A 25935-nucleotide genomic window follows, 5' to 3' on the forward strand; every position below is an offset into this window, starting at 1 on the left:
TTTAATGACTAGTCAGCTATTAAACTATTTGCCGCAGCAATGATGCCTTCAGCATCTAAGCCGTGCTCTTTGTACATTTCCTGCTGTGTACCTTGCAAAATAAAGCTATCGGGCAGACCCAACATTTTCACTGCTTTCAGAACACCATTTTGCTGTAAGTGTTCAAGTACGGCACTACCAGCACCGCCCATAATACAGCCGTCTTCTAATGTTATAAGTGCGCTATGTTCACTGGCTGCCTTTAAGACTGCGTCGCCATCTAATGGTTTAATGAAACGCATGTCTATAACGGTAGTGTCAATGGCTTCTGCTGCTTCAAGCGCATAGGGCAACAAACAGCCGAAGTTCAAAATAGCAACGCTTTCAGATTTATCTTTTGATGTTTCTCGACAGGTACGTGATTTACCTATTTCAAGCTCCGTCATCGCTTCATCTGGCGTAACTCCCATGCCTGCACCTCGAGGGTAACGGACAGCAGCTGGTTTTTGTAGCTTGTGGCCAGTATAAAGCATTTGGCGACATTCATTTTCATCAGAAGGCGCCATTACCACCATATTTGGAATGCAGCGAAGGGAAGCTATATCAAATGCGCCTTGGTGAGTAGGGCCATCGGCGCCCACAATTCCCGCTCTGTCTATGGCAAATAATACCGGTAAGTCTTGAATTGCCACATCGTGGATAAGCTGATCGTATGCGCGTTGAAGGAATGATGAATAAATCGCAACAACCGCGTTCATACCGTCTTTGGCAAGACCGGCACCAAAGGTTACCGCATGCTGCTCTGCAATGGCGACATCGAAGTATTGCTCAGGAAAACGCTGAGAAAACTCAACCATGCCAGAACCTTCCCGCATGGCAGGCGTCACAGCCATCAATTTGGGGTCTTGCGCGGCCATATCACATAGCCACTTACCAAATATAGCCGAGTAAGTAGGAGCAGAAGGCTTCGACTTTGGCAGTGCGTTATCTGCCGGATTAAATTTTGGCACCGCGTGAAACTTAATTGGGTCTTCTTCAGCAACGGCGTAGCCTTTACCTTTCTTTGTTACAACATGTAAAAGCTGAGGACCTTCAAAGTTACGCATATTGCGAAGGGTATCGACTACAGCGTTTACGTCGTGACCATCAATAGGGCCGATGTAGTTAAAGCCTAGTTCTTCAAATATAGTTCCTGGAACAACCATGCCTTTGATGTGCTCTTCTGCACGACTAGCAAACTCTTTGATTGGCGGCACATTGCTTAGCAGTTTCTTGCCTCCGTCGCGTATAGAGTTGAAAAAGTTACCCGTGAGTAAGCGAGCCAGGTGACTATTTAATGCCCCTACGTTTTCAGAGATAGACATTTCGTTGTCGTTAAGTACGACCACCATATCTTTTTTGATATCACCAGCATGGTTTAGGGCTTCAAACGCCATACCTGCGGTCATTGCACCGTCGCCGATAACCGCTACCACTTTGCGGTCTTCACCTTCTTTTTCAGCGGCTACCGCCATTCCCAGCGCGGCACTGATCGATGTGGAAGAATGGCCAACGGCAAAGGTGTCGTATTCGCTCTCAGGCGGCCAAGGAAAAGGATGTAGGCCATTTTTTTGACGAATGGTACTCATGCGCTCTGCACGGCCTGTCAGGATTTTATGAGGGTAGGCTTGATGCCCCACATCCCACAATAAGCGGTCAAATGGTGTGTTGTACACATAATGTAACGCGACAGTAAGTTCTACCGTACCTAAACCAGAAGCGAAATGACCACTTGTTTGGCTTACACTATTAAGTAAATACTCACGTAATTCATCGGCGAGCTCGCGTAACTTGTCCTGGGGCAGCTGCCTCAATTTTTCAGGTGTTTGCGCAAGCGCAAGCGTTGGGTAATGTTGGAGATCTAAACTCATGTACTTATTATCTTTTTCAACATGGCGCGTGGCTAATGGTCGCGTTTCACCAAAAGCTCGCTAAACGCAATTAAACTGTCAGTATTGTAGGGTAAACGCGTCAATGCTTGAAGTGCATTATTGTGAAGCATTTCTAATTCTTGCTTAGCGCCAGCTATTCCAAGCTTGGCGGGAAACGTATTTTTTCCCAATGCTTCGTCTGACCCTGCCGGTTTACCTAGCTTTTCGCTGCTGCCTTCAACGTCTAAAATGTCGTCTTGAACTTGAAACGCTAGCCCGATATCGGCGGCATAAGCCATTAAGTCAGCTTTAGTTTGCGGCAGTAAGCCTTCACTGACAATAGCAACCATTTCAACACAGGCCTTGAGCAAAGCTCCAGTTTTTAATCTATGCAGCTGCTTCAGCTCTTCCAGTGAAATAGTTTCACCTGTACTGGCTAAGTCGATAGCCTGACCACCACACATTCCTGCATAACCCGCACTTTTAGCAAGTACAGATAGAAGCTTCCCGCGTTTGGTTTCTGCATAAGTGCTAAGAGGAGAATCAGCCAGCACCGTAAACGCCAGAGACTGCAGCGCATCTCCCGCTAAGATAGCTGTAGCTTCATCAAAGGCGATATGACAGGTTGGCATGCCGCGACGCAAATCATCATCGTCCATGGCTGGCAAATCGTCATGAACTAAAGAGTAAGCGTGGACACACTCAATAGCCATGCTTATAGCCATCTGGTCTTTCTTAGGTACATCTAGGGTGTTGCCTACAACCTGCACCAGTAGAGGGCGCATGCGCTTACCTCCCGCAAGCAATGCATGACGCATGGCATCTTTGAGACGCGGTGCATAATCGGGTAAATCATCAATTAAGGTAAGAAGGGATGCATCAGTTTGCTGTTTGACTTGCTGATGCAATGCAGAAAAATTCATAGGTCGCCTGTAAGTTAAAAATGAACGTTTTACGGCTGTTCACTTTCAGGAAGAGTCTGAAGCGTTTCTTCGCCTTGTTCATTAAGCAATATTTTTACCTTTTGCTCGGCGTTTTCAAGAGATTGCTGGCCTTGACGAGATAACGCTATGCCTCGTTCAAATTTTTCCAGTGCTTTATTAAGCGGCAGATCACCGTTTTCCATTTCGTTAACAATGGCTTCTAGTTCAGATAAAGTTTCTTCAAAAGACGCTGATGCTTTTTCTGTCGTCATAAAACACTCAATACATTGGCCAAAATACGTATATCGCGCACATTAACCGAGGGTTGCACAAGGGTCAAATGGTTTGTCGGTATATCGCCTATATCTCAGCAATATAGCTTTTTTTTCATGCAGTTGACCACGTCGAACATCAAGATATTGTGCTATATTCCAAACAAGTGGCTTGTATTACTTTAAGACAAGGATATGCAGGCGTACTTCGATTAGGGGGTTAACATATAGAGCAAGGATGTTGCTTTGAAGATAACCTTAAGTCGACGTTTTTTTAAAATCATACTTAATAAAAAACAGATAAATATGATATTTTTCAATAATGTCGTTTTAGTATTTCTATCGCTTGCCGATAGGATAATTGTACATTAACAGCACTGACTGCGCATAAATGGGGAAGAGTGAGTGGATTTAGCAACCGTCATAGGTATGTTGGGCGCCATTGGTTTCATAGTTATGGCTATGATTCTGGGCGGCAGCTTAAGCATGTTCATCGACGTTCAATCGATATTGATCGTATTTGGTGGGACTTTGTTTGTTGTCTTGTCACAATTTACACTCGGTCAGTTCTTCGGTGCAGGTAAGATTGCTGGCAAAGCCTTCATGTTTAAAATTGAATCGCCAGAAGAACTTATTGAGAAAATAGTTGAGATGGCGGACGCGGCGCGAAAAGGCGGTTTTCTAGCTCTAGAAGAAGCAGAAATTTCCAATGAATTTATGCAAAAAGGCGTAGATATGCTGGTTGATGGCCACGATATAGAAGTGGTCAGAGAGACACTCGCCAAAGATATATCTATGACGACAGAGCGACACGACTTTGGCGCTTCGTTTTTTAAAGGTATGGGCGATATTGCGCCAGCAATGGGTATGATCGGAACCTTGATTGGTTTGGTTGCCATGCTATCAAATATGGACGACCCCAAGGCTATCGGTCCTGCAATGGCGGTTGCACTACTTACAACGCTTTACGGTGCTTTTTTCGCTAACGTGATATGTTTGCCAATAGCGTTCAAACTAGCTGTGCGAGCAGGAGAAGAGAAGCTAAATCAAAGTCTTGTGTTAGACGGTATTGTCGGTATTGCTGATGGTCAGAATCCGCGAGTCATTGAAGGCGTTTTGAAAAACTATCTTGCGGCGAGCAAACGCGGAAGCGCAGAGGAAGAATAATGGCCGAAGAAGAATGCCCAAAATGCCCCCCCGAGGGGCTTCCAGCTTGGATGGGAACCTTCGCAGACTTGATGTCACTGCTTATGTGCTTCTTTGTACTTCTGCTTTCATTTTCAGAGATGGACGTACTCAAATTTAAACAAATTGCGGGTTCGATGAAGTTCGCTTTCGGTGTACAAAACAAAATCGAAGTAAAAGATATTCCAAAGGGTACCAGTGTAATTGCTATGGAATTTCGACCTGGTAAGCCCGATCCTACGCCAATTGAATCTATACAACAGCAAACCAACGAAATGACACAGCAGATGCTAGAGTTTCAGGCAGGAAACGAGGATTCGGCCGGCGGAAGGCAAAAGCAGCGCGGCGAACAACGCGGCGGTCAGTCCCAACAAACCGCTACTGAGTCATCTTCATCTGCTGAGCAAAGCACTGATCAATCTCAAATGGCTGAATTGATGAAAAAGGTGGCTCAGCAATTAGAAAAGCAAATTTTAGATGGGTCGGTAGAGATGGAGTCGTTGGGGCAGCAGCTTACCATTCGTATTCGCGAGAATGGCTCCTTCTCAGCAGGTTCAGCTTTCTTGCAGCCACAATTTCAGCCGGTATTAAGAAAAATTGGTTCATTGTTAGCGGATGTGCCCGGCGAAGTTGAAATTTCTGGACATAGCGACGGCCAGCATATTGCTAATGAGCTATATCGTTCGAACTGGGATTTATCGTCGCAACGTGCGGTAGCAGTGGCTGAAGCTATGCGCACAGCGCCAGGTTTTGATGAAAGCCGTATGTCGGTAGTTGGCAAAGCGGATACTAACCCTATTGTTGAGAATGCCACGACAGCGAGTGATAGAGCAAAAAACCGTCGAGTGGAAATTAATATCAACCAGGGCAAGCCAATGATATCCCAACCCATATCAGTGGTAGACGACTAATTGTCACTCCGTTGTAAGTGTCATACTCACAAAAAAGCGGTGCTATAAAGCACCGCTTTTTTACCAAAGTGGTTGCTGGTCACCCAGCTAAGATAGTCAAACTCTAGCCAAATCCTCTCTGTACTGAGGCTTAGATATAACAAGCTGTACAGTACTGATGGTTCTTTCTAAAAAGCCGCCTTCGCAATATTTTAGGTAATAGGTCCACATACGCATAAAACGCTCGTCGTAACCGTCATTTAATAATTGTTCTTTTGCCGAGATAAATGCTTCATACCAATGATTTAGGGTTCTTGCATAGTCCACGCCAATATCGTGTAAATCACGGATCATCATATTCGTGTACTTTTTAAGGTGAGCATTTATCTGGTATTGCGATGGTAAAAAGCCACCCGGGAAAATGTATTTTTGTATGAAGTCTACGCTGTTTGAGTAGCTATCATAACGTCTATCGTCAATGGTTATTGACTGAAGCAACATAACACCGTCGTCTTTCAAAAGAGAAGCACACTTTTCGAAGAAGTTGCCTAAATACTGTTTGCCAACGGCTTCAATCATCTCAATGGAAACGAGTTTGTCGTATTTACCATCAAGTAATCGGTAGTCTTTTTTAAGCAGGGTAATTTTGCTTTCAAGTCCTTCCCGTGCAATCCAATCTTTCGCCCAAGCATGCTGCTCTTCCGAAATAGTTGTGGTTGTCACGTTGCAGCCGTAATGTTTTGCAGCGTATACAGCTAAGCCGCCCCATCCTGTGCCTATTTCGATAAGATGGTCAGCTTCGGTTAGTTGTAACTTGTCACAAATGGCTTTAAGTTTGTAATTCTGGGCGTCGTTCAGCGTTGCATTCGGATCAGGGTAAATCGCTGATGAGTACATCATCGTCGGATCTAGAAAGCGGGTATAAAGCTTGTTGCCCAAATCATAATGCGCTTCTATGTTCTTTTTAGCTTGGTCTTTTGTGTTTCGACGCGCAAGATGCTGAACCTTATTGATGGGCATGGTTAACCACTTGAATTTATTTTCCCATTCATCAAGGGTAGGTAAGTTCCTCGCAAAGACCCTTACCACAGCGGTAACATCGTCACTGTCCCACAAACCATCCATATACGCCTCACCGGCGCCCACACTGCCGCCAAGTAACAATCGTCGATAGGCCTGCACATCTTTGATATTTACCGTAGCGTTTAAGTCGCTATCCTCTGTGCCAAAACGCGCAACGACATCGCCATTTTCTTGAATAGTTAAGCGACCAAATGGAAGCTGATTCAAACACTTTAAAAACAGTGTTCTACAAGTTTTATCTACAAAAGAGACCTCTGAGGTGGTCAGTAGTACAGATTCACCGAAAGACATTGTTATTGTTCCTGACTCTTTTCTGGGTGTGTATAAAGTGGCGTTCGTTTCAGCAATAGCTTAAGCGCGTGCCAATAAATTCCGGCCACAGTTTTTATTGTCATACTAGGTATACGTTTAAGTGCAGCAGATAGATTCGCATTATCTAAAGTAAATTTTGTTAGATTAATCCCTGCACTGAACTCTTTATCCTCTCTTACGCAATCCATAGCTAGAGAAAGTCTAGATGACGGCTGTGAAATTGACCATTTGTAAGTCATATCCATCGGGTTGAAAGGCGACACGTGAAAAGCCTTAGGCGTATCATCTTGCGTATCCAAGTTTACAAGGTAATGATGGCGCTCATTCCAAGGCGTATTGCTGACTTCTGCAAGCATGTGAGTGTACTTTCCCTCATCATTGCGAAGGTAATAAAAGTTAACTGGGCTAAAATACATTCCCCACATGCGCAATTGGCCGAGCATAAAAACGTCGCCGTGTAGCACTTTACCCTCGTTCAACTCAGTCATTCTCTCCAATACGGCTTGTTTCAACGAAATAGAATCGTCGCCTAGGTAGTCTTCTCGCTTAAAGCGAACCCTTGACTTATTGCTCGTACTGAAGTGTTTTAGCTGACTAGATAAGGCTTCAAATTCGTCGGTATCAAGCTTCAGCCAAAACAGATAAATATCATAGTCAAATTTATGTTGTGTCGGCTTGAAACGTTGGTGATATACCTTACCTCTGTATAAAGCACTTTCTATCACAGGGATTCACCAAAACGCGCACAGACGTCTAAAGCACTGGTAACGCCGTCTTCATGGAAACCGTTGTACCAGTAGGCGCCACAGAAATGTAAGTTATCCACGCCACATATCTCGCTTCTTCGCGATTGCGCTTTCACCATGTTGGCGCTGTACTGTGGGTGAGCATACTGATAGCTTCGTAAAATACTGTTTTCGTCGATTTCAGGCGTATTATTTAGCGTTACGCAATAAGTATTCTCTGCTTCTAATCGCTGTAGAATGTTCATATTGTAGGTGACAGAGGCGGGGCGAGCTTCCTCGCTCGCGTCCTCTTTTAAGCTGTAGTTCCAACTGGCCCACGCCAACTTCCTTTTAGGCAATTGGCTTATGTCTTTGTGCATTACTACATCATTTTCCGCATAAGGGATATTGCCAAGAATATCTTCGTGCAGTGAGGTAGGGGAATGTATCATTTTTAATGCTTGATCGCTGTGACACGCAAACACGACATGGTCAAACGCTGCAACTGCACCGGATGAATCGGTAACTTCCCACTTGTCATCGCTTTTAGCTACAGAAATGACAGCTGTGGACAATTTGATCTTAGACTCAAATGGCGCAATCAGTGGTGGGATATATTGACTAGATCCACCTTTTATCGTGTACCACTGAGGCCGGTCAGTAATATTGAGTAGCCCATGGTTATTGAAAAATTGCAGGAAGAAAGTTAACGGAAACTTTCTGGTCTGCTCCAGACTACTAGACCAAATAGCGGCGCACATGGGCAATATATAGTAGCGCGCGAAATCATCGCTCAGCTCTAATTCTTTGATGATGTCTTCAAGCGTTAACGATGACGTGTCGCGCTTCTCAGCCACCATTGCTTTACACGCCTTATTAAAAGTTAGAATGTCTTTAACGATTCGCCAAAACTTAGGCCGAAGAAGATTACGTCGCTGGGCGAATAAACTGTTTAAGTTATTGCCATTGTACTCAAGGTTCGCTTTTTTACTCATCACAGAGAAGCTCATCTCGGTGGGTTGGTAGTCAACGTTTAGCTGAGTAATAAGCTTGATGAAGTTAGGGTAAGTCCAGTCATTGAAGACGATAAAGCCAGTGTCAATCTTATGAGTGTGCCCATTATCGTCAATTTTCTTGGTTGCCGTGTGACCACCAATGTAGTCATTCGCTTCGTAAACTGTGATGTCATGCTGTCTACTTAAAAGGTGTGCGCAGGTTAGCCCTGAAATACCCGTGCCTATGATGGCAATCTTATTATTCATTTTAACTTCTCTTACTGTTTCTCACGCATGGCCAAGGATAAACGCTTTTGAATTGATGTTGGCAATATGTGCATAAAGCGCAGAATAAAGCCAAAGAAGCGAGGGAAGAAAACCGTCTGCTTGTTACTTTCTATCCCTTTAAGCATAGCCTCAGCTGCTTCTTCAGCGCTAATCTTCATTGGCATTTCAAAATCATTTTTGTCGGTCAAAGGCGTTTCAACAAAGCCGGGAGATACGGCCTGCACCTTTATACCCTTGTGATGAAGATCAACTTCTAAGGACTTGGTAAAGTAATGCAGAGCGGCTTTACTAGAACCATACGCCTGAGTGCGAGTAAAAGGTAATAGGCGCGCCATGCTGTCGACTATGACGAGTTTGTCGCCATCTTTTAGTCGTGGAATAAGGGCGTCAACACAGTGAACTACGCCAAAGAAGTTAGGCTCGAAAACGCGGCGGAACATTTCTGGCTCGAAGTCGTCAAGGTCTACATACTCACAAGTGCCAGCGTTAAGTACAGCGATATCAAACTTAACGTTAGCCAATGCCTGTCGAGTATCTTCTAAATTTGACACATCAAACTGACAACTACTTACATTGCTATATTTGCTTAGTTCATCGAGGGCTTCTTTGTTTCTTCCACAGGCAATTACGTGATACCCATTATCAGCGGCCTTGATCGCTAATGCTTTACCTATTCCCGATGTGGCGCCAGTAATTAGAATAGTCTTCATTTTGCCAGCTTCCCTTTTATCTTTCTGATTATAAAACCTAAAATAGGTACGTGTTCATAAACCATTTCGCCCAAATCATAATAATCTTTATGGAAAATAATGATGTCATCTTTAACCCCAAGCTGCGTTGTACCGTCTAGCGTTATTTTTTTATCGCTGTTTTTGAGCACCAGAGTCATTGTCCAATTTACAAGATGAGTTACATCGGTTTGGTTTTGAGCATTTTGTTGCGAACAACGGAAAATGTCTGATATGTCGAACTTGCACGTTTCAGCTTGGGTAAGAAGGTTAGAAAAGTAATGTTTTACTTCATCTATTCCACGGTGCGTAGTAATGGGGTCAATAAATGTGATGTCACTGGCATAGATGTTTTCCAAGTCGTTTGGAGAAATCTGACATATATCTGTGTAAATTTTACAAAAGCGTTTAATCACATCCATACAACTTCCTTTACGGTTCAATTTTAAATATAGACTCACCAGCTGGTTTTTACTTACTCTTGACCTTGTTAGTTCTTTTTACGTATTTTTCCGCAAGTCCCTGATCTAGAATCTATTGAGTTTGTTATTTAGCTCATAAGTTACATCAAACGCAGTGCTTAAGATCACGTTTTTCAATTCTGCTGTGAAAAATATTCCCATTCGATCCTATTTGTACTCAGTCGCGTAGTTATTCTTGTGTTTTTGGAAGTGTTGAGTATGAGTGTAGAACGTTTTCCCTTATTTCCTTTATCTGCGCACCTTTTGCCTGAGGGCCGAATGGCGCTGCGTATTTTTGAGCCTAGATATGTGCGCATGGTTAAGCAGGCATGCGCCGAAAATAAAGGCTTTGTGATGTGTATGCTAAATGCAAATGGCGACAAAGATGTAAATGAGCATATCCATAAAATAGGAACATACGCACAAGTTATCGACTTCGATATGCTCGACGACGGTTTGCTTGGCATAAAGGTTGCTGGTTCTCATCTAGTTGAGGTAAGTAGCATTGAAGTTGAAAAAGACGGTCTTCGCACTGGTAGTTGTAAGGTTATAAAACCGTGGCAGTGCGATTTGGCTCCTCAGCAAATAGCGCCTATGGACGAGCGGCTTAAAGAAATATTTGGAAATTACGAAGAACTGGCGTCACTCTACGATTCACCAAAGTTTGATTGTCCCAACTGGGTATTAAATCGGTGGTTGGAATTATTGCCAGTCGATGGCTCACAAAAGCAACATTTTTTAGCGCAAAGAGAGTGTACAGGTTTACTCAATTATCTCTCTGCCTTGATAGCCTAAATGTGAGAGCTGTAATCGATATTACAAATTCGTAATCCAACATTTGCGATTTTCGCAAACGTTTTGAGCCTGAACGTCGTAGAATGATACAACCAAAACGGAAAAGCGGACGAATATTATGTTAGTTGGAATTCCATTGGAACAAAGTAACAGCACAATCAAACCTAAAGAGTGTGCTACCGAAATGTCTGATTACCTAGTGGCGGTTGCTGACGCCAGATGCAAACGTTCATTTGCTCGAGTGTTCAATTATTTTGCCCCCCGTCTTCGTTCATATGCGTTAAAGCAAATGGGTAATGAAGCATTGGCAATGGAGTTGGTGCAAGACACAATGTCAAACGTGTGGCAAAAAGCACACCTCTTCAACGCAGAGAAAGGGTCTCCATCGACATGGATATTTACCATTGCACGTAACATACGTTTTGATATGTTGCGTAAGCTGCAGAACCGAAAAGAAGATGTATGTTCTGATGACCTATGGCCAGTGCTTTGCGAACAGACGGCAGACGCAAATGAAGCGCCGCTTGACGAGCAGGTTACATTGGAGCAAATTGGTCATTTATTTGAATCACTGCCTGTAAAGCAAAAAGCGGTAGTTGAAGCCATCTATATCGATGGTAAGTCTCAACAAGAAGTTGCCGATGAACTTTCTATTCCCTTGGGTACAGTAAAGTCACGTACACGATTGGCACTTCAACGATTAAAGGTCATGTTAAACGACAATGATTAGGTTTCACCCCAGTGCCCAACAACTTAAAGATTTCGTTGAGGGCACACTGTCACCTGCTACATCTTTAATGGTCTCAGCGCATTGTGACATGTGCGCCAAATGTCAACGCTTTGTAGAGATTGAGACAGAAAGCTTAGCCGCTCAAATGGTATCGGCTGTTAGTGATAACGCATTCGCGACTTCTGAAGCGTCGCTTCAGTTTGGTGACATGCTTTCGCAGATCACGCAACTCCCACAATCTCCCAATGGCGGTGTTGAGGGGGCTAATGTTGCTGAGTATCGAGAAACTTTTAATAAGAAAAACTCACCGCGCAAACCCGAGAAACTGGGTACTATCGAGTTGGACGGAAGGACATTTACAATTCCCCGAACGCTCCACAGGTATATAGACAAGACAGGAAACTGGTCAAGCTTAGTCGGCAAACTATGGCAGGCCCCGGTTGATTTGGGTAATCAAGGCGTAGCCAATTTCATTTTTATGGGCAGTGGTGGCAGTGTTCCCGAGCACACCCATCGAGGAACTGAGTATACCTTGGTCATAGATGGTGAATTCAGTGACGGGCTTAGTCGTTATGATACCGGCGATTTCATTTTTATGGACGGTGATAAAACCCATACACCAAAAGCCGAAGGTAAGGATGGTTGCTTGGTTTTTAGTATTGTTGACCAGCCATTACACTTTACTTCCGGTTTAGCAAGACTGTTAAATCCGTTTAGCCATTTGTTTTTCCGCTAAAGACAGAACGGTTTTGCCAGCTATATAGCAACTGCAAAATAACAAAAAAAACGCACTGAAGTGCGTTTTTTTTGTTCTAATTACGTGCTCGAAAATCTTTCGCGCTTCAAACCTGCCTTAGCTAGCTGATGAATTCGCTATCCGGGTAGTTAAGTCTAAGTGTCTTCATGGCGTTATCACGAAGCTCCGTTAGACCAAGCTGTTCGTAGCTTGAAACCATAATTTCCAAGGCTTGCTGGACCTGCGTAGTATTAGGAAAGTGCTCAATAACATAGCGACCGCGGTTAGCTGCAGCAACATAAGCCTCTCGCCTCATATAGAAACGTGCAATAGCAATTTCGTAGCGCGCTAGACGGTCTTTGATATGAACCATACGCTGCTTCGCGTCAGCCGCATACTTGCTGTCTGGATACTGCTGAATTAGGCGACGAAAGTCTTCAAATGCTGCACGGGATTTTGAAGGGTCTCTATCCGTACGGTCAATATTCATTAGTTCTTGGAACAGGTTACTGTCCGATTCCATGTTAGTTAAGCCACGCATGTAATACGCGTAGTCAACATCAGAATGGTTAGGGTTGAGACGAATGAATCTGTCAATAGTAGCAAGTGTTTCTTCGTTTTTGCCCGATTTGTAATAGCTATAAATAAGATCTAGCTGTACTTGATGCGAAAGAGGACCAAAAGGGTAACGTGAGTCTAGTGCGCTTAACGTTTGAGCAGCAGCACTGAAGTTACCGACTTCCATGCTCTGCTTTGCTCTGTCGTACAGTTGCTGAGCACCCATATTAGCTAAAACGGCTTTCTCTTCTTGATCTGAAGAACTGCATCCTGCGACAGACACCATAGCACCCAATAAAACGGGAGCCAGTAGACGAAATGATTTCATAATAATTCTATTTTCCTGCTAAACAGTTTAATACTTCGCTGTCTAAGCTCATGTGTTAAACAACAACACTTTAATTGCATTCTAACGTACTAACGACGAGAAAAACCATACAAAAACGTAAACAAGGCAGTGTACAGCGTGAATACTTGTTATAATACCCTTTTTTAGACGTAATCAATGGTGTTATGACACAGTCGCCGAACACAATACAATTAGAAGCTTCAACGGAAGCTGCGCATTTTGGTTTACGCTTAGATCAGGTTTTGGCTGATTTGTTCCCTGAATATTCTCGTTCTAAGTTAAAAACTTGGATTCAAGACGGGAATGTTGCAGTAAACGGTGAAGTAATCACTGTCCCACGACACAAAATGCAAATGGATGAACTCATTACTGTACAAGCCGAAATGGATGTGCAGGTAACAAGTGTAGCGCAAGACATCGCGCTAGATATTGTTTACGAAGATGAGCACATCCTCGTTATAAACAAACCTGCTGATTTAGTGGTGCATCCCGGAGCCGGAAACCCGAGTGGCACCGTGCTTAATGCATTGCTGAATCACTACCCTGAAATTGACAAAGTTCCCCGTGCAGGCATTGTCCACCGTCTTGATAAAGACACTACGGGCTTAATGGTAGTAGCAAAAACAATACCCGCACAAACGCACCTGGTTGACCAGCTGCAGCGCCGCGAAATGAGCCGTGAATATGAAGCCATTGCATTAGGTACTATGGTTGCCGGTGGTATTGTAGATGAACCTATCGGCAGGCACGCCACAAAGCGCACGCATATGGCAGTTCGCGAAATGGGTAAACCCGCAGTCACCCATTATCGCGTTATTGAAAAGTTTCGCGCTTATACACATTTGCGATTGAAGCTTGAGACCGGTCGTACGCACCAAATCCGCGTTCACATGGCGCATATAAAGCATCCGCTGTTAGGCGATCAGGTGTACGGCGGGCGTCCGCGCTTACCTAAAGGTGCGTCTGAGGAGTTTATTGCTGCGCTTCGCGGATTCCAGCGCCAGGCTTTACATGCCGCTCAGCTATCGCTATTCCACCCTGAGACCGAAGAGTGGATGACCTGGAAGGCACCGCTGCCTCAAGATATGCAAGACTTGCTGAAGGCGGTTAAGAAAGACACAGCAGACAATCCTCAAGATATGCTTTAAGCAGATGACACTATGACATTTTCAGCTGCAAATTCACCTATTACGTCATCGTTGGATTTAATTAGTCCGTCATGGTCATGCCCCGATAATGTTGTTGCTTACACAACAACCCGATTGGGGGGCGGTAGTATGGGAGATTTTGCAGGCTTGAACGTTGGAGCTCATGTGGGAGATGACCTTTTATTAGTTAAAGCCAATAGAAGCCTTATCCCACACAGTGAAAAAATCACATGGTTAGAGCAAGTACACAGTAATCGTGTGGTGTCATTGCCAAGCGCTGATACCACCGCCGATGCTGCGTACTCTTGTTCTGTCTCACACTTTTGCGCCGTAATGACTGCAGACTGTGTTCCCATCTTATTATGTGATGGGAGTGGTCAAGAAGTGGCAGCAGTACACGCGGGGTGGAAAGGGCTTGAGACCAATATTATCAGAAATGCGGTTGGGCAATTTAGCTGCGATGCCAATAAAATCATGGCTTGGATAGGTCCTGCAATAAGCGGTGCTTGCTATGAAGTGGATTCTCAATTGGCGAGTAAATTTCGTCATATAAAGGGCGCCATCGCTGATAGTCACAATGATGGAAAATACCTATTAGACCTGCCTTTAATTGCGCAAATACAGCTGCAACAAGCTGGCGTAGATACTATTACGCAAAGTAATCTGTGTACTTACTCTGATGAGCGACGCTTCTATTCACATCGAAGAGCAACGCATCAAAAGAAACGTACGACGGGGCGAATGGTCAGCGTGATAGGCCTACTTTAGATTGTTTAGGAAAAAAGGCTCAAGATTTCAGACTCATCAAATATTTGCGCTAAATCAAAATTCCTACAGTATTTTTTATATTTTTGACTAACTTTTCAATCTCATACTTGAATCGCAATTGAGCAGCCTACATAACTAGAACAGGAATAATTGTTCATTTATTAGGTTGAGATTATGAGACTAGACAGATTTACCAGTAAATTTCAGCTCGCCATATCCGATGCTCAATCACTCGCATTGGGGCGAGATCATCAATACATTGAACCTGTTCATTTAATGACTGCCATGCTCAACCAGCAAGGCGGTTCAGTACGCCCGTTGCTTGACCAAGCAAACATTAATGTCAATGCGCTCCGTTCTGCTTTAAGTCAGGCTATTGAGCGCCTACCGCGAATTGAAGGTATTGGAGGCGATGTTCAGTTAAGCAAAGACAGTGGAGTTCTGCTGAACCTTTGCGACAAAATAGCCCAGCAACGAAAAGATGAATATATAACGTCGGAAATCTTTGTCTTGGCAGCGCTTCAAGATAAAGGGCGATTAGGTGAAATTTTAAAAAGCCTAAACATCACTAAAGAAGCTATTGAAACTGCGATAGATGATATGCGTGGTGGTCAAAAGGTGACAGATCCTAACGCGGAAGACGTGCGCCAAGCCCTTGAAAAATACACCACAGATTTAACCGAGCGGGCGGAGCAAGGCAAGCTCGACCCCGTGATTGGGCGTGATGACGAAATTCGTCGAACCGTTCAAGTACTGCAGCGCAGAACCAAAAATAACCCCGTCCTTATTGGTGAACCAGGTGTGGGTAAAACGGCCATTGTTGAAGGTTTAGCACAGCGCATCATTAACGGCGAAGTACCTGAAGGTTTGAAAAACAAGCGCGTTCTTGCCCTAGATATGGGCGCGTTAGTCGCTGGTGCTAAATACCGCGGTGAGTTTGAAGAGCGTTTAAAGGCTGTTCTTAACGAGCTAGCTAAAGAAGAAGGCCGCGTCATTTTATTCGTTGACGAACTGCACACCATGGTAGGAGCAGGGAAGGGCGATGGCGCAATGGACGCTGGGAATATGCTAAAACCAGCACTGGCTCGTGGTGAACTTCACTGTGTGGGAGCAACCACGCTAGATGAATACCGTCAGTACATTGAAAAAGACGCGGCACTGGAGCGTCGTTTCCAAAAGGTATTGGTTGAGGAGCCAAGTGTAGAAGACACTATCGCTATTCTTCGTGGCTTGAAAGAGCGTTATGAGCTTCACCACTCGGTAGACATCACGGATCCTGCCATCGTTGCAGCGGCAAGTTTGTCACATCGTTATATCAGCGATCGTCAGTTACCAGATAAAGCCATTGACCTTATTGATGAAGCGGCCTCTAGTATTCGTTTACAAATAGACTCTAAACCTGAGGATATGGATCGATTAGAGCGCCGTATCATCCAGCTTAAGTTAGAAGAGCAAGCGCTTGCTAAAGAAACTGACGATGCAAGCCACAAGCGCCTTGAAATGATTGAACTTGAGCGCGAGCAAGCAGAAACAAAGTATGCAGAGCTAGAAAAAGTATGGCTAGATGAAAAAGATGCCATGCAAGGCACCCAAACCATTAAAGGGGAGCTCGAACAAGCAAAGCTTGATTTAGAAATTGCTCGCCGGGCATCTGATTTGAATCGTATGTCGGAGCTTCAGTATGGTCGTATTCCTGAGCTTGAAGCAAAGTTAGAGCAAGCGGCAGAAAACGAAACCCGTGAGACCACGCTACTTAAAAACAAAGTAACGGACATTGAAATTGCTGATGTGCTTTCTCGGTGGACAGGTATTCCGGTAGCGAGAATGCTTGAAGGCGAGCGCGAGAAGCTGCTGCGCATGGAAGATGTCCTTCATAAACGTGTAGTCGGGCAAGAAGAAGCGGTTGAGGCAGTATCAAATGCCATTCGACGTTCACGTGCGGGGCTTGCTGATCCAAACCGTCCGATTGGTTCATTCCTATTTTTAGGGCCAACTGGCGTGGGTAAAACTGAGTTGTGTAAAGCTTTGGCCGGCTTTATGTTTGATACTGAAGATGCCATGGTGCGTATCGATATGTCAGAGTTTATGGAAAAACACTCGGTGGCGCGTTTAGTGGGCGCACCTCCTGGCTATGTTGGCTATGAAGAAGGTGGTTACTTAACCGAAGCGGTTCGTCGCAAGCCTTACTCGGTCATTTTATTGGATGAGGTTGAAAAGGCACATCCTGATGTATTCAACATTCTACTTCAGGTGCTGGATGACGGCAGACTGACTGATGGGCAAGGCCGCACGGTAGACTTTAAAAATACCGTTGTGATCATGACGTCTAATTTAGGTTCAGACATCATTCAAGATAAACACAACGAAAGTCAGTATGACGATATGAAGGCGTCGGTAATGAACGTGGTAGGGCAGCATTTTAGACCTGAATTTATAAACCGCGTAGATGACATTGTGGTATTCCATCCGTTGGGTAAAGAGCAAATTAAGTCTATTGCTAAAATACAGCTTGCTTCCTTGAGAGCGCGACTAGCGGAAAAAGGTTACAAACTTACTCTTTCTGCTGCGGCCATGGATAAGTTAGCAGATGCTGGTTTCGACCCTGTGTTTGGTGCAAGGCCGCTTAAGCGAGCGATACAAGTGCAGGTGGAAAATCCACTCGCACAGCAATTGCTAGCGGGCGAGTTATTACCCGAGTCCACCATTCGAATTGATGCTGACGAAAGTGGGCTATTTGTAGTAAGTAGTTAATCAGCAAACCAAATGTTTAATTTTAAGGCACTGGAAACAGTGCCTTTTTTATTGCTTTATTATTGCCTTGGCACTGTCTTTTCCTTTAGTTTAGTCTGCTAGAGCAATTTCAGCGTGAGTGTTAGGAGTCATACATGGAAACAGCCCCAATTATTAACGCACTTAAACGCGTACTCGGGGAAAGCAACCTTGCCATTGGAAAACGCCAAACTGAGCACTATCGAAAAGGGTGGCGCTCGGGCGAAGGTGAGGCATTGGCCGTACTGTTTCCAAACACGCTCATGCAATATTGGGAAGTGCTTAAGGTTTGCGTTGAATATAACTGCATTATCATTATGCAGGCTGCGAAAACTGGGTTAACGGAAGGTTCTACACCAAGCGGGGACGACTACGATAGACCTGTGGTGGTTATTAACACCCTCGCTATGGACGAGATTCTTTTACTAAACGAGGGTAAACAAGTGTTGAGTTTTCCTGGCGCTACCTTGTTTAAACTTGAAAAAGTTTTAAAGCCCCTTGGCCGAGCGCCACATTCGGTGATTGGATCGTCCTGTTTGGGAGCGTCTATTGTGGGTGGTGTAGCTAACAACTCCGGTGGCGCTTTGGTGAAACGAGGCCCTGCTTATACGGAATTATCGTTATTTGCTCAAATAGATGAAAACGGTGAACTAAAGTTAGTTAATCACTTAGGGATAGACTTGGGTGAAACACCTGAAGAAATTATCGGTAATCTCGCTTCAGGCAACTTTTCAAAATCACTCCCAGAAACAAGTAAAAAGGCTTCAGCCAGTGACTATGAAGAAATCGTTCGAGATGTAAATGCTAGTACGCCTAGTCGCTTCAATGCCGACCCATCAAGACTATATGAAGCCAGCGGTTGCGCGGGTAAAATTGCCGTTTTTGCCGTTCGCTTAGATACATTCGAAGTACCAAAAAAAGAACAAACGTTTTATATCGGTACAAACGATGCTGGTGTACTTACCCGTATTCGCAGAGACATTCTGTCGACGTTTAATAATGTTCCTGAAGTAGGTGAATACCTGCATAGAGAAATGTTTGATATTGCAGATGTGTATGGCAAAGACACGATATTGAGTATTGAACGTTTGGGTACAGATTCACTACCTGAAATGTTTGCCCTTAAAGGGCGGGTGGACGCTGTGCTTAACAAACTGCCTTTTATGCCTCGTTACCTAAGCGACAACATTATGCAGTTTGTGAGTAAGTTTTTCCCTAACCAAATTCCTACAAGTTTGAGAGCCTACCGCGACAAGTACGAGCACCACCTTATCCTTAAAATGAGCGATGGCGGTATTGAAGAGGCAAAGGCACTTTTAGCCAAACTTTTTACTGAAGAGAAGCTAGATGGTGACTACATTACCTGTAATGAAGAGGAAGCATCTAAAGCCTTTTTACTTCGCTTCGCAGCGGCAGGTGCCGCGGTGCGTTATCAAATCCTGCATTACAAACAAGTCGGGGATATTTTAGCGTTAGATATTGCGTTGCGCCGCAATGACGAGTTTTGGGTAGAAAAGTTGCCTGAGCACATAGCCAAACATGTCGAAAAGCCACTTTATTACGGCCATTTCTTTTGCCATGTCTTCCATCAAGACTACATACTTAAAAAGGGCAGCGATGCCAAAAAAGTAAAGGCGGACATGTTGGCATTATTAGATAGTCGCGGCGCTAAATATCCTGCCGAGCATAACGTCGGGCATTTGTATGAAGCTGAGAGTACGTTACAGCAGTTTTACAGAGAGCTAGACCCTACCAATACCTTTAATCCGGGCATTGGTAAGATGGAGAAGCACAAACGCAATTGTTCGTGCTGCCTTTAGTTGTATGCGAAAGAGAGCCTTATAGGCTCTCTAATAATGCTCTAGCTTGCGGACGCCTAAAGAATGGGCGCTCTACATTTACTGCATACTCTAGCTCTTTCTTCGCTTCGTCAATTCTATTGAGTTTTGCAAGCGTGTAGCCAAGGTGGTAGCGAACGTTAGGGTCGTTAGCGTCCCTTGCGAAAGCGTCTCTAAGCATTTTAAGGCTACCCTCATAATCTCCCTGTAGCGCTTTAATATGCCCAAAAGTGTCGAGTATTTTTGATGAATTAGGCTGTAATTCGTAAGCCTGTCGCGCATAGTTCTTCGCGGTAACTAAAGACTTTTCTATATGCATGATAGCTAAGCGGTTAAAGGCTTCGGCTGGGTTCAATAGGTTGGGCTCTTCAACAAGCTCTTTGTATAGCGCTATCGACTCGTCAAACTCTTGAATAAAGAAAAGGTACTGTGCTAGAAGGTTTTTCGCCAGCAGGTTGTTTTCACTTTCGCTCACCAATTTGCGGGCAGTATTTAAAAATACATCAACGAACTGTTCGTTCAATGCGTAGTTGTAGATCGCAACAAAGGCTTGTGCAAAAGAAGCGTCGACTTCTAGCGCTTTTTCGAAAGCGTTAATCGCACTTTCATCATTACCTTTATTCGCAGCTAATCTTCCTTTTAGAAAATGGTAAACCGGGTTTTGCTGCTGGTTTGCAGGAATTGTCGCTAACAACGACTGTGCTTTATCGTTTTTCTGTAAATCTAACAGTAAGCTTGTATAGCGCAGGGTAACAAATGTGCTTGTGTTTGCTATGTCGTGTGCTCGAGCCATGGCGTTTAACGCGCTCTCGCTATCACCAATGTTTCGGGCTTGGTCGGCATAGGCAATTAATTTACCCGCGTCGTCGTTAATAAAGTTTCTTACAATGCTGAGCGTTTTTTCGGCATCGGCACGTTGATTATTAGCAAGCTGAAGGGCAGCTTTACGAAGAAGGTAGTCAGCATTGTCGAAGTCATCTTTAATTAGCAGGTCCAAATGATACAGTGCATTCTTGATGTCGCCTTGTTGCTGATACAAAGACGAAACGCGTTCCCTAGCACCGCTATTCGACGGCGTAAGAGTTAGTAAATCGAGATAGATTTGCTTTGCTTCATCTACCTTGCCTGCTTTGGTCAGGTTAAACGCTTTTAGCATCAGCGTTTCATTATGCTGCGGTGACAAAGTAAGAAGTTCTTCAATCAATTGATTAGAAGTTTCTACGTTGCCTAAGCGACTCTCTGTAGCCGCCAAATTAAATTTTGCAGGAAAAAGGGTAGGGTTCTGTGCCAGCGCTTTTTCAATATTGGTTTTAGCTTCTTCTAGCTGACCTTGTCTAATCAAGATGCCGGCTTTAAGGTTATATACTTCAGCTTCGTCGGGAAAAAGCCCACTTAGCAGGTTTGCACCTTTCAATGCATTGTCAAACTTCTGCGCCTGTAAATTCATTAATGAATAAGTGAATAGAAAACCCGCGTTATCTTTGTAGTTAGGTAAATTGTTTTCTAGGATCGAAAGCGCATCGTCCTGTTTACCTCTTGCAGCCATCAATTTGATTTTAAAAAGCTGAAGCTTATTTTCATTTGGGTACTTATATTCAAGGTTTTGCAATAAGCGTTCAGCTTTAAACGCTTTGTTTTGGCGAATAAATAAGTCACCCAGAAGAAGTGCTGAGTCAGGGTCTTCCATCAACGCATCTTGATGGCGTTCAAGCAGCGCAAGCGCCTGTTTGTCTTGCTGGGTTGCCATATAGACTTGGCTTAGCATTAATACTGCCTGCAGGTCATCAGGCTCCTGCTGCAAGTAAGCATTAAAGTCCTTTGCGGCTGTTTCCATGTTGTTGTTAAAAAAATTCGTTAAACCACTTATATACAACAACATCGGCTGTGAGGTTATCAGCTCAGGGTCAAGCTGCGCCATGAAGTCGTTAAGTTCTTTTAGCTTTGAATTATCAATAGCTTGCTGGTTGTCTCTACTTTGTAGCCAGCTGTTGAGTAATATGGCTAACGGATCGTTAGGTGTATCTTCAATAATTTCATCAACGAAAAGCTTTGCGGTATCGTAGTCTTTTGCTTCTAAGTACAAATCTACAAGGTTACGTAGCGCAATAGGGTCGTCTCGGTTAAACGTTAGGGCTTTTTGTAAATGTGCAGTTGCCGCGTCAGTATCTCCCTGTCGGTAAGCAAGCTGGCCCTTAAGTCGCCATGTAATTGCATTTTCTGGTTCTAACGACATGGCTTTATCGATAAGAGAATTCGCTTTAGTTAAGTCTTCATTTTGAAGGGCAATAGAGGCTAAGCCGTTTATAGCTGGCACGAAGTTAGGTGTGCGTGAGACTATAGTGTTGTAGTCGCGTAAGGCACACTGCTCGTCTTCCAATCTAATACATGCTGTTGCACGAATCATAAGCCATTCGAGCTCAGCATCACCCGATAGCTTGTTTAAATCGGCAAAATCGACAATCTCTTTATATCTGTTCAAGAACAGCCAAGTGTTGCCAAGCGGCTCTGCCAGAAGGTTAATATCGGCACCCATCTCTAGCGCTTCTACAAACTCCATTTCGGCCGCGGTTAGGTAGCCGTTTATAAGCAGTATTTCGCCCATCAGTATTTTTGCGGCTAGATTTTCAGGGTCTTTCTGTAAGCTGTTTTTAAGGTGGATATAGGCTTCGTCGTATTCGTTTTGATTAAACGCGGTGAGTGCTTTTTCGTAATCTTCTGATGTAGTAGCAAAACTGTTGAAAGTAATTAACGATGAGGCAACTGCAGAGATAATAGCGCGCTGTACAACACGCTTTTTATTATTAAAAAAATCCATATAAACCTTCGAAACTTAGCCTAGCCACTGGCTTAAAAATAGCATAAAAAAAGGTGGCCTAAGCCACCTTCTAAAGATACGTGTTTTCTATGCGTTTTTAAACCATTAAACGCGACGCTTACGTCTATAAAGAACAAGACCCAAACCTAAGCTCATCAGTGCAAGTGCACCTGGTTCGCTAACTTGTGTCGGTGGTTGAGTGTTTTTTTCTTCTAAGCCAACGGTAAGTGAGGAAAGTTTAAAACCTACGTTATTGATAGAACCGCTTGCGCTCTGGTCGAATATGGTATTGTAGGCGCCAACAAGCCAATACTTAGCGGCGGTGAGATTCTTTGCGAATGAAGATTCGTAATAGTTTTCAGAATTTTTTGTTTTGCTAATGTCGAAATGGCCAAGTGCGCCAGCAATTACACTGTCATTTACATCTGACCACGTAAAGTTACTAGTGCCGGTAAATAAAGCGTTAGCTTTGTCATAGTCGAGGCCTGCAACAGTTACATCGTTTCTCTCGCCGTAATCGTAGTAATTTGCAGAGAAAGTTCCGCCTGTTAAGACGACTTCTTGATCAAATGAAAGTAGGAGCATGTCAAAGTCCCTATCTCCCCCATCCCACACATTATCTATTGAATGACTATCTTTATAAGTGTTGCCTTGGTAGTAAGCTTTATCGGCATTTCTGATTCCCAAACCGTATGCCTCAGAACCAGATATACACTTTTTGTACTGGTTTTTTAAACAATTAACATAACCAGTCATCGAAGCACTTTTCACGGAGATATCTTCTGCACCCTCATGCCATTCTTTGGTGGTGTTATTGTACCAAGCTGTGTGACTACCAGTATCGCTCCATGCAGAAACTGAGACCTTTACGTTAATGCCGTCGATTAAAATACCTTGAGAAGCGTCTGTACTCTTAAAGATATTAGTAGTAGCGGTATCACCAATACCGTCAACAAGCGTGTAAGTGGCTTCTTCTAACGCTCTATCGCTAGCATATATGCTTGCACTTATCGGCAGGAATAAAAGGGAGATACTTAAAAACTTCTTCAAATTCATTTTTGGACCACAAATACTATGAAAATAATTTCTCATATTAAGCATTTGGCGTGCCATTTTTATACGTTTGAAATTTAAAGGTTTTTTCGAGTTGCGGTTGGTGTTAGTAAAAAAACCTGACAGGTTGTACCACCTGTCAGTGATCTAAAGTCTAATTTTGTTAAACAAGTTTTTTGCGGCGCCACATGACGAAGAGTGAGCAGGCCATGAGTAGGCCGATAGTTCCAGGTTCAGACACTTCGGTAGTATCTGGTGTACCCGCTGTTTCTGAAATAGAGAAACCGATATTGGCAAGTTTAAACGCGTCGTTACCTATTCTTCCGTCTGTTTCACCAAATACAGTGTTGTACGCTCCCACCAACCAATATTGGGCCGACTCAGTGAACGTAAAGTCTGCGCGGTGATCTAAATATTCACAACTTTCGATGTCAAACGATGCTGACGTTAGGGCATCTTCAACTATATCACTCCACGTGTTAACGCCAGAAGTTAATTTCGCCGTATTGCCAAGCGCTGCTACAGACACCTGACTATCGCTGCTGCTGTGTAGCCAAGAAAAGCTAGCGCCGGTAAGCGTTACCGCAGAATCAAAAGACAGCAACACAAAATCATAATCCCGTTCTACGTTTGTGAATCTGTAGTAGTCCGAGTTATCGCTACCGCTGGAAAAGTAGTTTAGGTTATCAATGGCGTGGTCTGCACTGCCACGGTAATTTGATTCATCATTATTAGTAACACCATAAGCCCATTTATCAGATATTTTCTCTAGCTTCGCGCCGAATACGGTTTCTCCAGTAATTCCCTGCGTATCAGAAAAGGCAGACATGTTTATATTTAGCCCGTCTATTTGAACGGTGGAATCATTTGTCGGGGTGTTCTGGGTTACTTTGTTATCTACCAAGTCATAATTGTATTCACCTAACGGTGAATTGCATACTTTGCTTTGTTCTGATGTTTGACTTGACGAACCGCAATGTGAATAACTCTGTTTGGTATAATAGTAGGTGGCATATGCTGAATTAGCACTTAACGTGGATAGCAAAGCCGTGGAGACTAGTAATACAGACTTCAAAGAAAAGTGTTTTGGAAGTAATAGCATAATTGCTTTCCTATAAAAGAAGCGCTTTTCGCTTCTAGTACATACTAAGATAGCGTTGCACCTTTCTATTGGCGCACACTTAGTAGGTACCTAATTTCAACATGGACTTGTATGATATATGAACGGTGACCTATTTAAGGTATGTTGCCGTATACCTAGTTATTAGACTCAGTTGGAGGGATACGTTAGGCAACTTAGGTTTCTAGGGGCAGCTGCTAGTAATGTCGGCGATAGAATAGCGACTATTATTTGCTTTATCGAAATAGGGTAAAAATATGCAGGTAAAGACACTGTATTTTTACTTTGCTATGCGTTCCTAGATATCTATGAAATAATTAACGCAATTGTATATGTAGAAGTATGAGGACATATGTCTGATCAAAAACGTAAAGGGATATACTTACTTCCCAACTTATTAACAACAGCAGGGTTGTTTTCTGGTTTCTTTGCTGTGGTTTCATCAATGAACGGAAGATTCGAGGCCGCCGCAGTAGCTATCTTCGTCGCTATGATCTTTGATGGTTTAGATGGGCGTGTGGCAAGAATGACAAATACACAAAGTGACTTCGGTGCTGAATTTGATTCTATGGCCGATATGGTTTCTTTTGGCGTAGCGCCTGCACTTGTTGCTTATAACTGGGGGTTGACTGAACTTGGCAAGTTAGGCTGGTTAGCAGCCTTTATATATGTAGCAGGTGCAGCACTTCGCTTGGCCCGTTTTAATACACAAGTGGGTATTGCAGATAAGCGCTTCTTCCAAGGGCTTGCAAGTCCGGCTGCTGCGGCAGTTGTGTCTGGTCTTGTATGGGTAGGTGTTGAGTATGATGCAGTAGGTACTGACTATGGTTTTATAGTTGCTGCAGTAACTGGCTTAGCTGGCTTACTTATGGTGAGCAACTTTAAGTACAATTCTTTTAAAGAAGTAAACTGGCATGGCAAGGTGCCATTCGTTGGCCTGCTGTTAGTGCTTCTGATATTTGTTGTTGTAGCAACAGAACCAGCTTTGGTGTTGTTCCTTGTGTTTGCACTATATGCGTTAGCTGGACCTATTAATACTTTCCGTACCGTTGAGAAAGTAACGTTAGACGACGTAGTGGGCGATCATGAAGAAGATGCGGATTTCAATGCCGATAAAAAGAAAAGCAATGAAAGTGCAGACAGTAAGCAAGAATGATTACGTAGCAATCAATAATCAGATGTCTTTGCTCGTATTAAAGAGAATATGCCTTTTTGAGCTGATAAAATAAGGATATTCAGGCTTAAATGCATGTTTAATGTGCTAATAGATTAAAAAGCGACCGAACGGTCGCTTTTTTTGTGTTTATTCTAAAAAGGGTGTTGACGATGTGTCAGGAATGCGTAAAATGCGCGCCTCCTCAACAGGGAACAGCAAAACGCTAACAACTGATGAGGATGTCAAAAACTAAGTTTAAAAATAAATAAACAAAAGTTGTTGACAAAAAAAAGATGCGCTGTAAGATACGCATCCGCTTCGGGAGAGGCAGCTAGCAAAAGCTAGTAAC

The 25935-nt window shown here is 43.6% G+C and carries 22 protein-coding genes; 10 read left to right on the forward strand and 12 right to left on the reverse strand.

Going from position 1 to position 25935, the window contains the following annotated elements:
* Nucleotides 1–8 precede the first annotated feature (8 nt).
* From dxs to V7R55_RS12265, 3 genes are read right to left on the reverse strand one after another with little or no spacing between them, the layout of a single operon-like run.
* Nucleotides 9–1889 (reverse strand): 1-deoxy-D-xylulose-5-phosphate synthase, encoded by a 1881-nt coding sequence (gene dxs / locus V7R55_RS12255; protein WP_334059713.1) that lies wholly within the window; start codon nucleotides 1887–1889, stop codon nucleotides 9–11.
* 32 nt (nucleotides 1890–1921) lie between these two features.
* Nucleotides 1922–2812, reverse strand: coding sequence for a farnesyl diphosphate synthase (locus V7R55_RS12260; protein ID WP_334059714.1), 891 nt, complete (start codon nucleotides 2810–2812; stop codon nucleotides 1922–1924).
* Nucleotides 2813–2841: 29 nt separating this feature from the next.
* Nucleotides 2842–3084, reverse strand: a complete 243-nt coding sequence (locus tag V7R55_RS12265; protein WP_334059715.1) for an exodeoxyribonuclease VII small subunit — start codon at nucleotides 3082–3084, stop codon at nucleotides 2842–2844.
* 405 nt (nucleotides 3085–3489) lie between these two features.
* Between V7R55_RS12265 and pomA the strand changes: the two genes are divergently transcribed.
* Both pomA and V7R55_RS12275 read left to right on the forward strand, forming a co-directional pair.
* The gene (gene pomA / locus V7R55_RS12270) at nucleotides 3490–4251 is read left to right on the forward strand and encodes a flagellar motor protein PomA (RefSeq protein ID WP_071815317.1); all 762 of its coding nucleotides are present in this window, start codon (nucleotides 3490–3492) and stop codon (nucleotides 4249–4251) included.
* Complete coding sequence (locus V7R55_RS12275; protein ID WP_334059716.1) at nucleotides 4251–5180, forward strand: flagellar motor protein MotB; 930 nt, start codon at nucleotides 4251–4253, stop codon at nucleotides 5178–5180. The genes pomA and V7R55_RS12275 overlap by 1 nt, the downstream gene beginning before the upstream one ends.
* A 96-nt stretch (nucleotides 5181–5276) precedes the next feature.
* On the opposite strand, the gene V7R55_RS12280 is transcribed toward V7R55_RS12275, so the two are convergent.
* The 5 genes from V7R55_RS12280 to V7R55_RS12300 are packed head-to-tail and all read right to left on the reverse strand — an operon-like array spanning nucleotide 5277 to nucleotide 9712.
* Complete coding sequence (locus V7R55_RS12280; protein WP_334059717.1) at nucleotides 5277–6533, reverse strand: cyclopropane-fatty-acyl-phospholipid synthase family protein; 1257 nt, start codon at nucleotides 6531–6533, stop codon at nucleotides 5277–5279.
* Between the two features lie 2 nt (nucleotides 6534–6535).
* Entirely contained in the window at nucleotides 6536–7279 is a 744-nt protein-coding gene (locus V7R55_RS12285; RefSeq protein WP_334059718.1) for a DUF1365 domain-containing protein, read from the reverse strand.
* Nucleotides 7276–8541, reverse strand: a complete 1266-nt coding sequence (locus tag V7R55_RS12290) for an NAD(P)/FAD-dependent oxidoreductase (protein ID WP_334059719.1) — start codon at nucleotides 8539–8541, stop codon at nucleotides 7276–7278. The genes V7R55_RS12285 and V7R55_RS12290 overlap by 4 nt, the downstream gene beginning before the upstream one ends.
* 11 nt (nucleotides 8542–8552) lie before the next feature.
* Nucleotides 8553–9272 carry an SDR family NAD(P)-dependent oxidoreductase gene (locus V7R55_RS12295; protein WP_334059720.1) on the reverse strand — a complete coding sequence of 240 codons (720 nt, stop codon included), beginning with the start codon at nucleotides 9270–9272 and terminating at the stop codon, nucleotides 8553–8555.
* On the reverse strand, nucleotides 9269–9712 hold the full coding sequence (locus V7R55_RS12300) for a nuclear transport factor 2 family protein (RefSeq protein ID WP_334059721.1): 444 nt from the start codon (nucleotides 9710–9712) through the stop codon (nucleotides 9269–9271). Before V7R55_RS12300 ends, V7R55_RS12295 begins: the two co-directional genes overlap by 4 nt.
* 258 nt (nucleotides 9713–9970) lie before the next feature.
* Here V7R55_RS12300 and V7R55_RS12305 point away from each other — a divergent pair, with 258 nt between their 5' ends.
* From V7R55_RS12305 to V7R55_RS12315, 3 genes are all read left to right on the forward strand, one after another.
* The gene (locus V7R55_RS12305; protein WP_334059722.1) at nucleotides 9971–10546 is read left to right on the forward strand and encodes an LON peptidase substrate-binding domain-containing protein; all 576 of its coding nucleotides are present in this window, start codon (nucleotides 9971–9973) and stop codon (nucleotides 10544–10546) included.
* A gap of 118 nt (nucleotides 10547–10664) precedes the next feature.
* Nucleotides 10665–11276 carry a sigma-70 family RNA polymerase sigma factor gene (locus V7R55_RS12310; protein WP_179983974.1) on the forward strand — a complete coding sequence of 204 codons (612 nt, stop codon included), beginning with the start codon at nucleotides 10665–10667 and terminating at the stop codon, nucleotides 11274–11276.
* A complete protein-coding gene (locus tag V7R55_RS12315; RefSeq protein WP_334059723.1) occupies nucleotides 11269–12012 on the forward strand; it encodes a ChrR family anti-sigma-E factor in 744 nt (247 codons plus the stop codon). The genes V7R55_RS12310 and V7R55_RS12315 overlap by 8 nt, the downstream gene beginning before the upstream one ends.
* A 121-nt stretch (nucleotides 12013–12133) precedes the next feature.
* Here V7R55_RS12315 and V7R55_RS12320 read toward each other — a convergent pair whose 3' ends face one another.
* Nucleotides 12134–12898: an outer membrane protein assembly factor BamD gene (locus V7R55_RS12320; protein ID WP_334059724.1), complete on the reverse strand. Its 765-nt coding sequence runs from the start codon at nucleotides 12896–12898 to the stop codon at nucleotides 12134–12136.
* 185 nt (nucleotides 12899–13083) lie between these two features.
* Here V7R55_RS12320 and rluD point away from each other — a divergent pair, with 185 nt between their 5' ends.
* The 4 genes from rluD (at nucleotide 13084) to dld (ending at nucleotide 19424) form a co-directional block, all read left to right on the forward strand.
* A complete protein-coding gene (gene rluD, locus V7R55_RS12325; RefSeq protein ID WP_334059725.1) occupies nucleotides 13084–14067 on the forward strand; it encodes a 23S rRNA pseudouridine(1911/1915/1917) synthase RluD in 984 nt (327 codons plus the stop codon).
* 12 nt (nucleotides 14068–14079) lie between these two features.
* A complete protein-coding gene (gene pgeF / locus V7R55_RS12330; RefSeq protein ID WP_334059726.1) occupies nucleotides 14080–14835 on the forward strand; it encodes a peptidoglycan editing factor PgeF in 756 nt (251 codons plus the stop codon).
* A gap of 174 nt (nucleotides 14836–15009) precedes the next feature.
* Entirely contained in the window at nucleotides 15010–17586 is a 2577-nt protein-coding gene (clpB, locus tag V7R55_RS12335; protein ID WP_334059727.1) for an ATP-dependent chaperone ClpB, read from the forward strand.
* A gap of 134 nt (nucleotides 17587–17720) precedes the next feature.
* Complete coding sequence (gene dld, locus V7R55_RS12340; protein ID WP_334059728.1) at nucleotides 17721–19424, forward strand: D-lactate dehydrogenase; 1704 nt, start codon at nucleotides 17721–17723, stop codon at nucleotides 19422–19424.
* 19 nt (nucleotides 19425–19443) lie between these two features.
* Here the strand turns inward: dld and prsT are convergent, their stop codons facing one another.
* The 3 genes from prsT to xdp1 (V7R55_RS12355) all read right to left on the reverse strand — a co-directional run bounded on the left by prsT (nucleotide 19444) and on the right by xdp1 (V7R55_RS12355) (nucleotide 24412).
* Nucleotides 19444–22257, reverse strand: a complete 2814-nt coding sequence (prsT, locus tag V7R55_RS12345) for an XrtA/PEP-CTERM system TPR-repeat protein PrsT (RefSeq protein WP_334059729.1) — start codon at nucleotides 22255–22257, stop codon at nucleotides 19444–19446.
* A gap of 105 nt (nucleotides 22258–22362) precedes the next feature.
* Nucleotides 22363–23313, reverse strand: a complete 951-nt coding sequence (gene xdp1, locus V7R55_RS12350; protein ID WP_334059730.1) for an exosortase-dependent surface protein XDP1 — start codon at nucleotides 23311–23313, stop codon at nucleotides 22363–22365.
* A 160-nt stretch (nucleotides 23314–23473) separates the two neighbouring features.
* Nucleotides 23474–24412, reverse strand: coding sequence for an exosortase-dependent surface protein XDP1 (gene xdp1, locus V7R55_RS12355; protein ID WP_334059731.1), 939 nt, complete (start codon nucleotides 24410–24412; stop codon nucleotides 23474–23476).
* Nucleotides 24413–24782: 370 nt separating this feature from the next.
* Here xdp1 (V7R55_RS12355) and pssA point away from each other — a divergent pair, with 370 nt between their 5' ends.
* A complete protein-coding gene (gene pssA / locus V7R55_RS12360; RefSeq protein WP_334059732.1) occupies nucleotides 24783–25586 on the forward strand; it encodes a CDP-diacylglycerol--serine O-phosphatidyltransferase in 804 nt (267 codons plus the stop codon).
* The last annotated feature ends 349 nt before the right edge of the window (nucleotides 25587–25935 follow it).

Origin of the sequence: Alteromonas sp. S005, from assembly GCF_036864475.1 — a bacterium.
Lineage (GTDB): Bacteria > Pseudomonadota > Gammaproteobacteria > Enterobacterales > Alteromonadaceae > Alteromonas.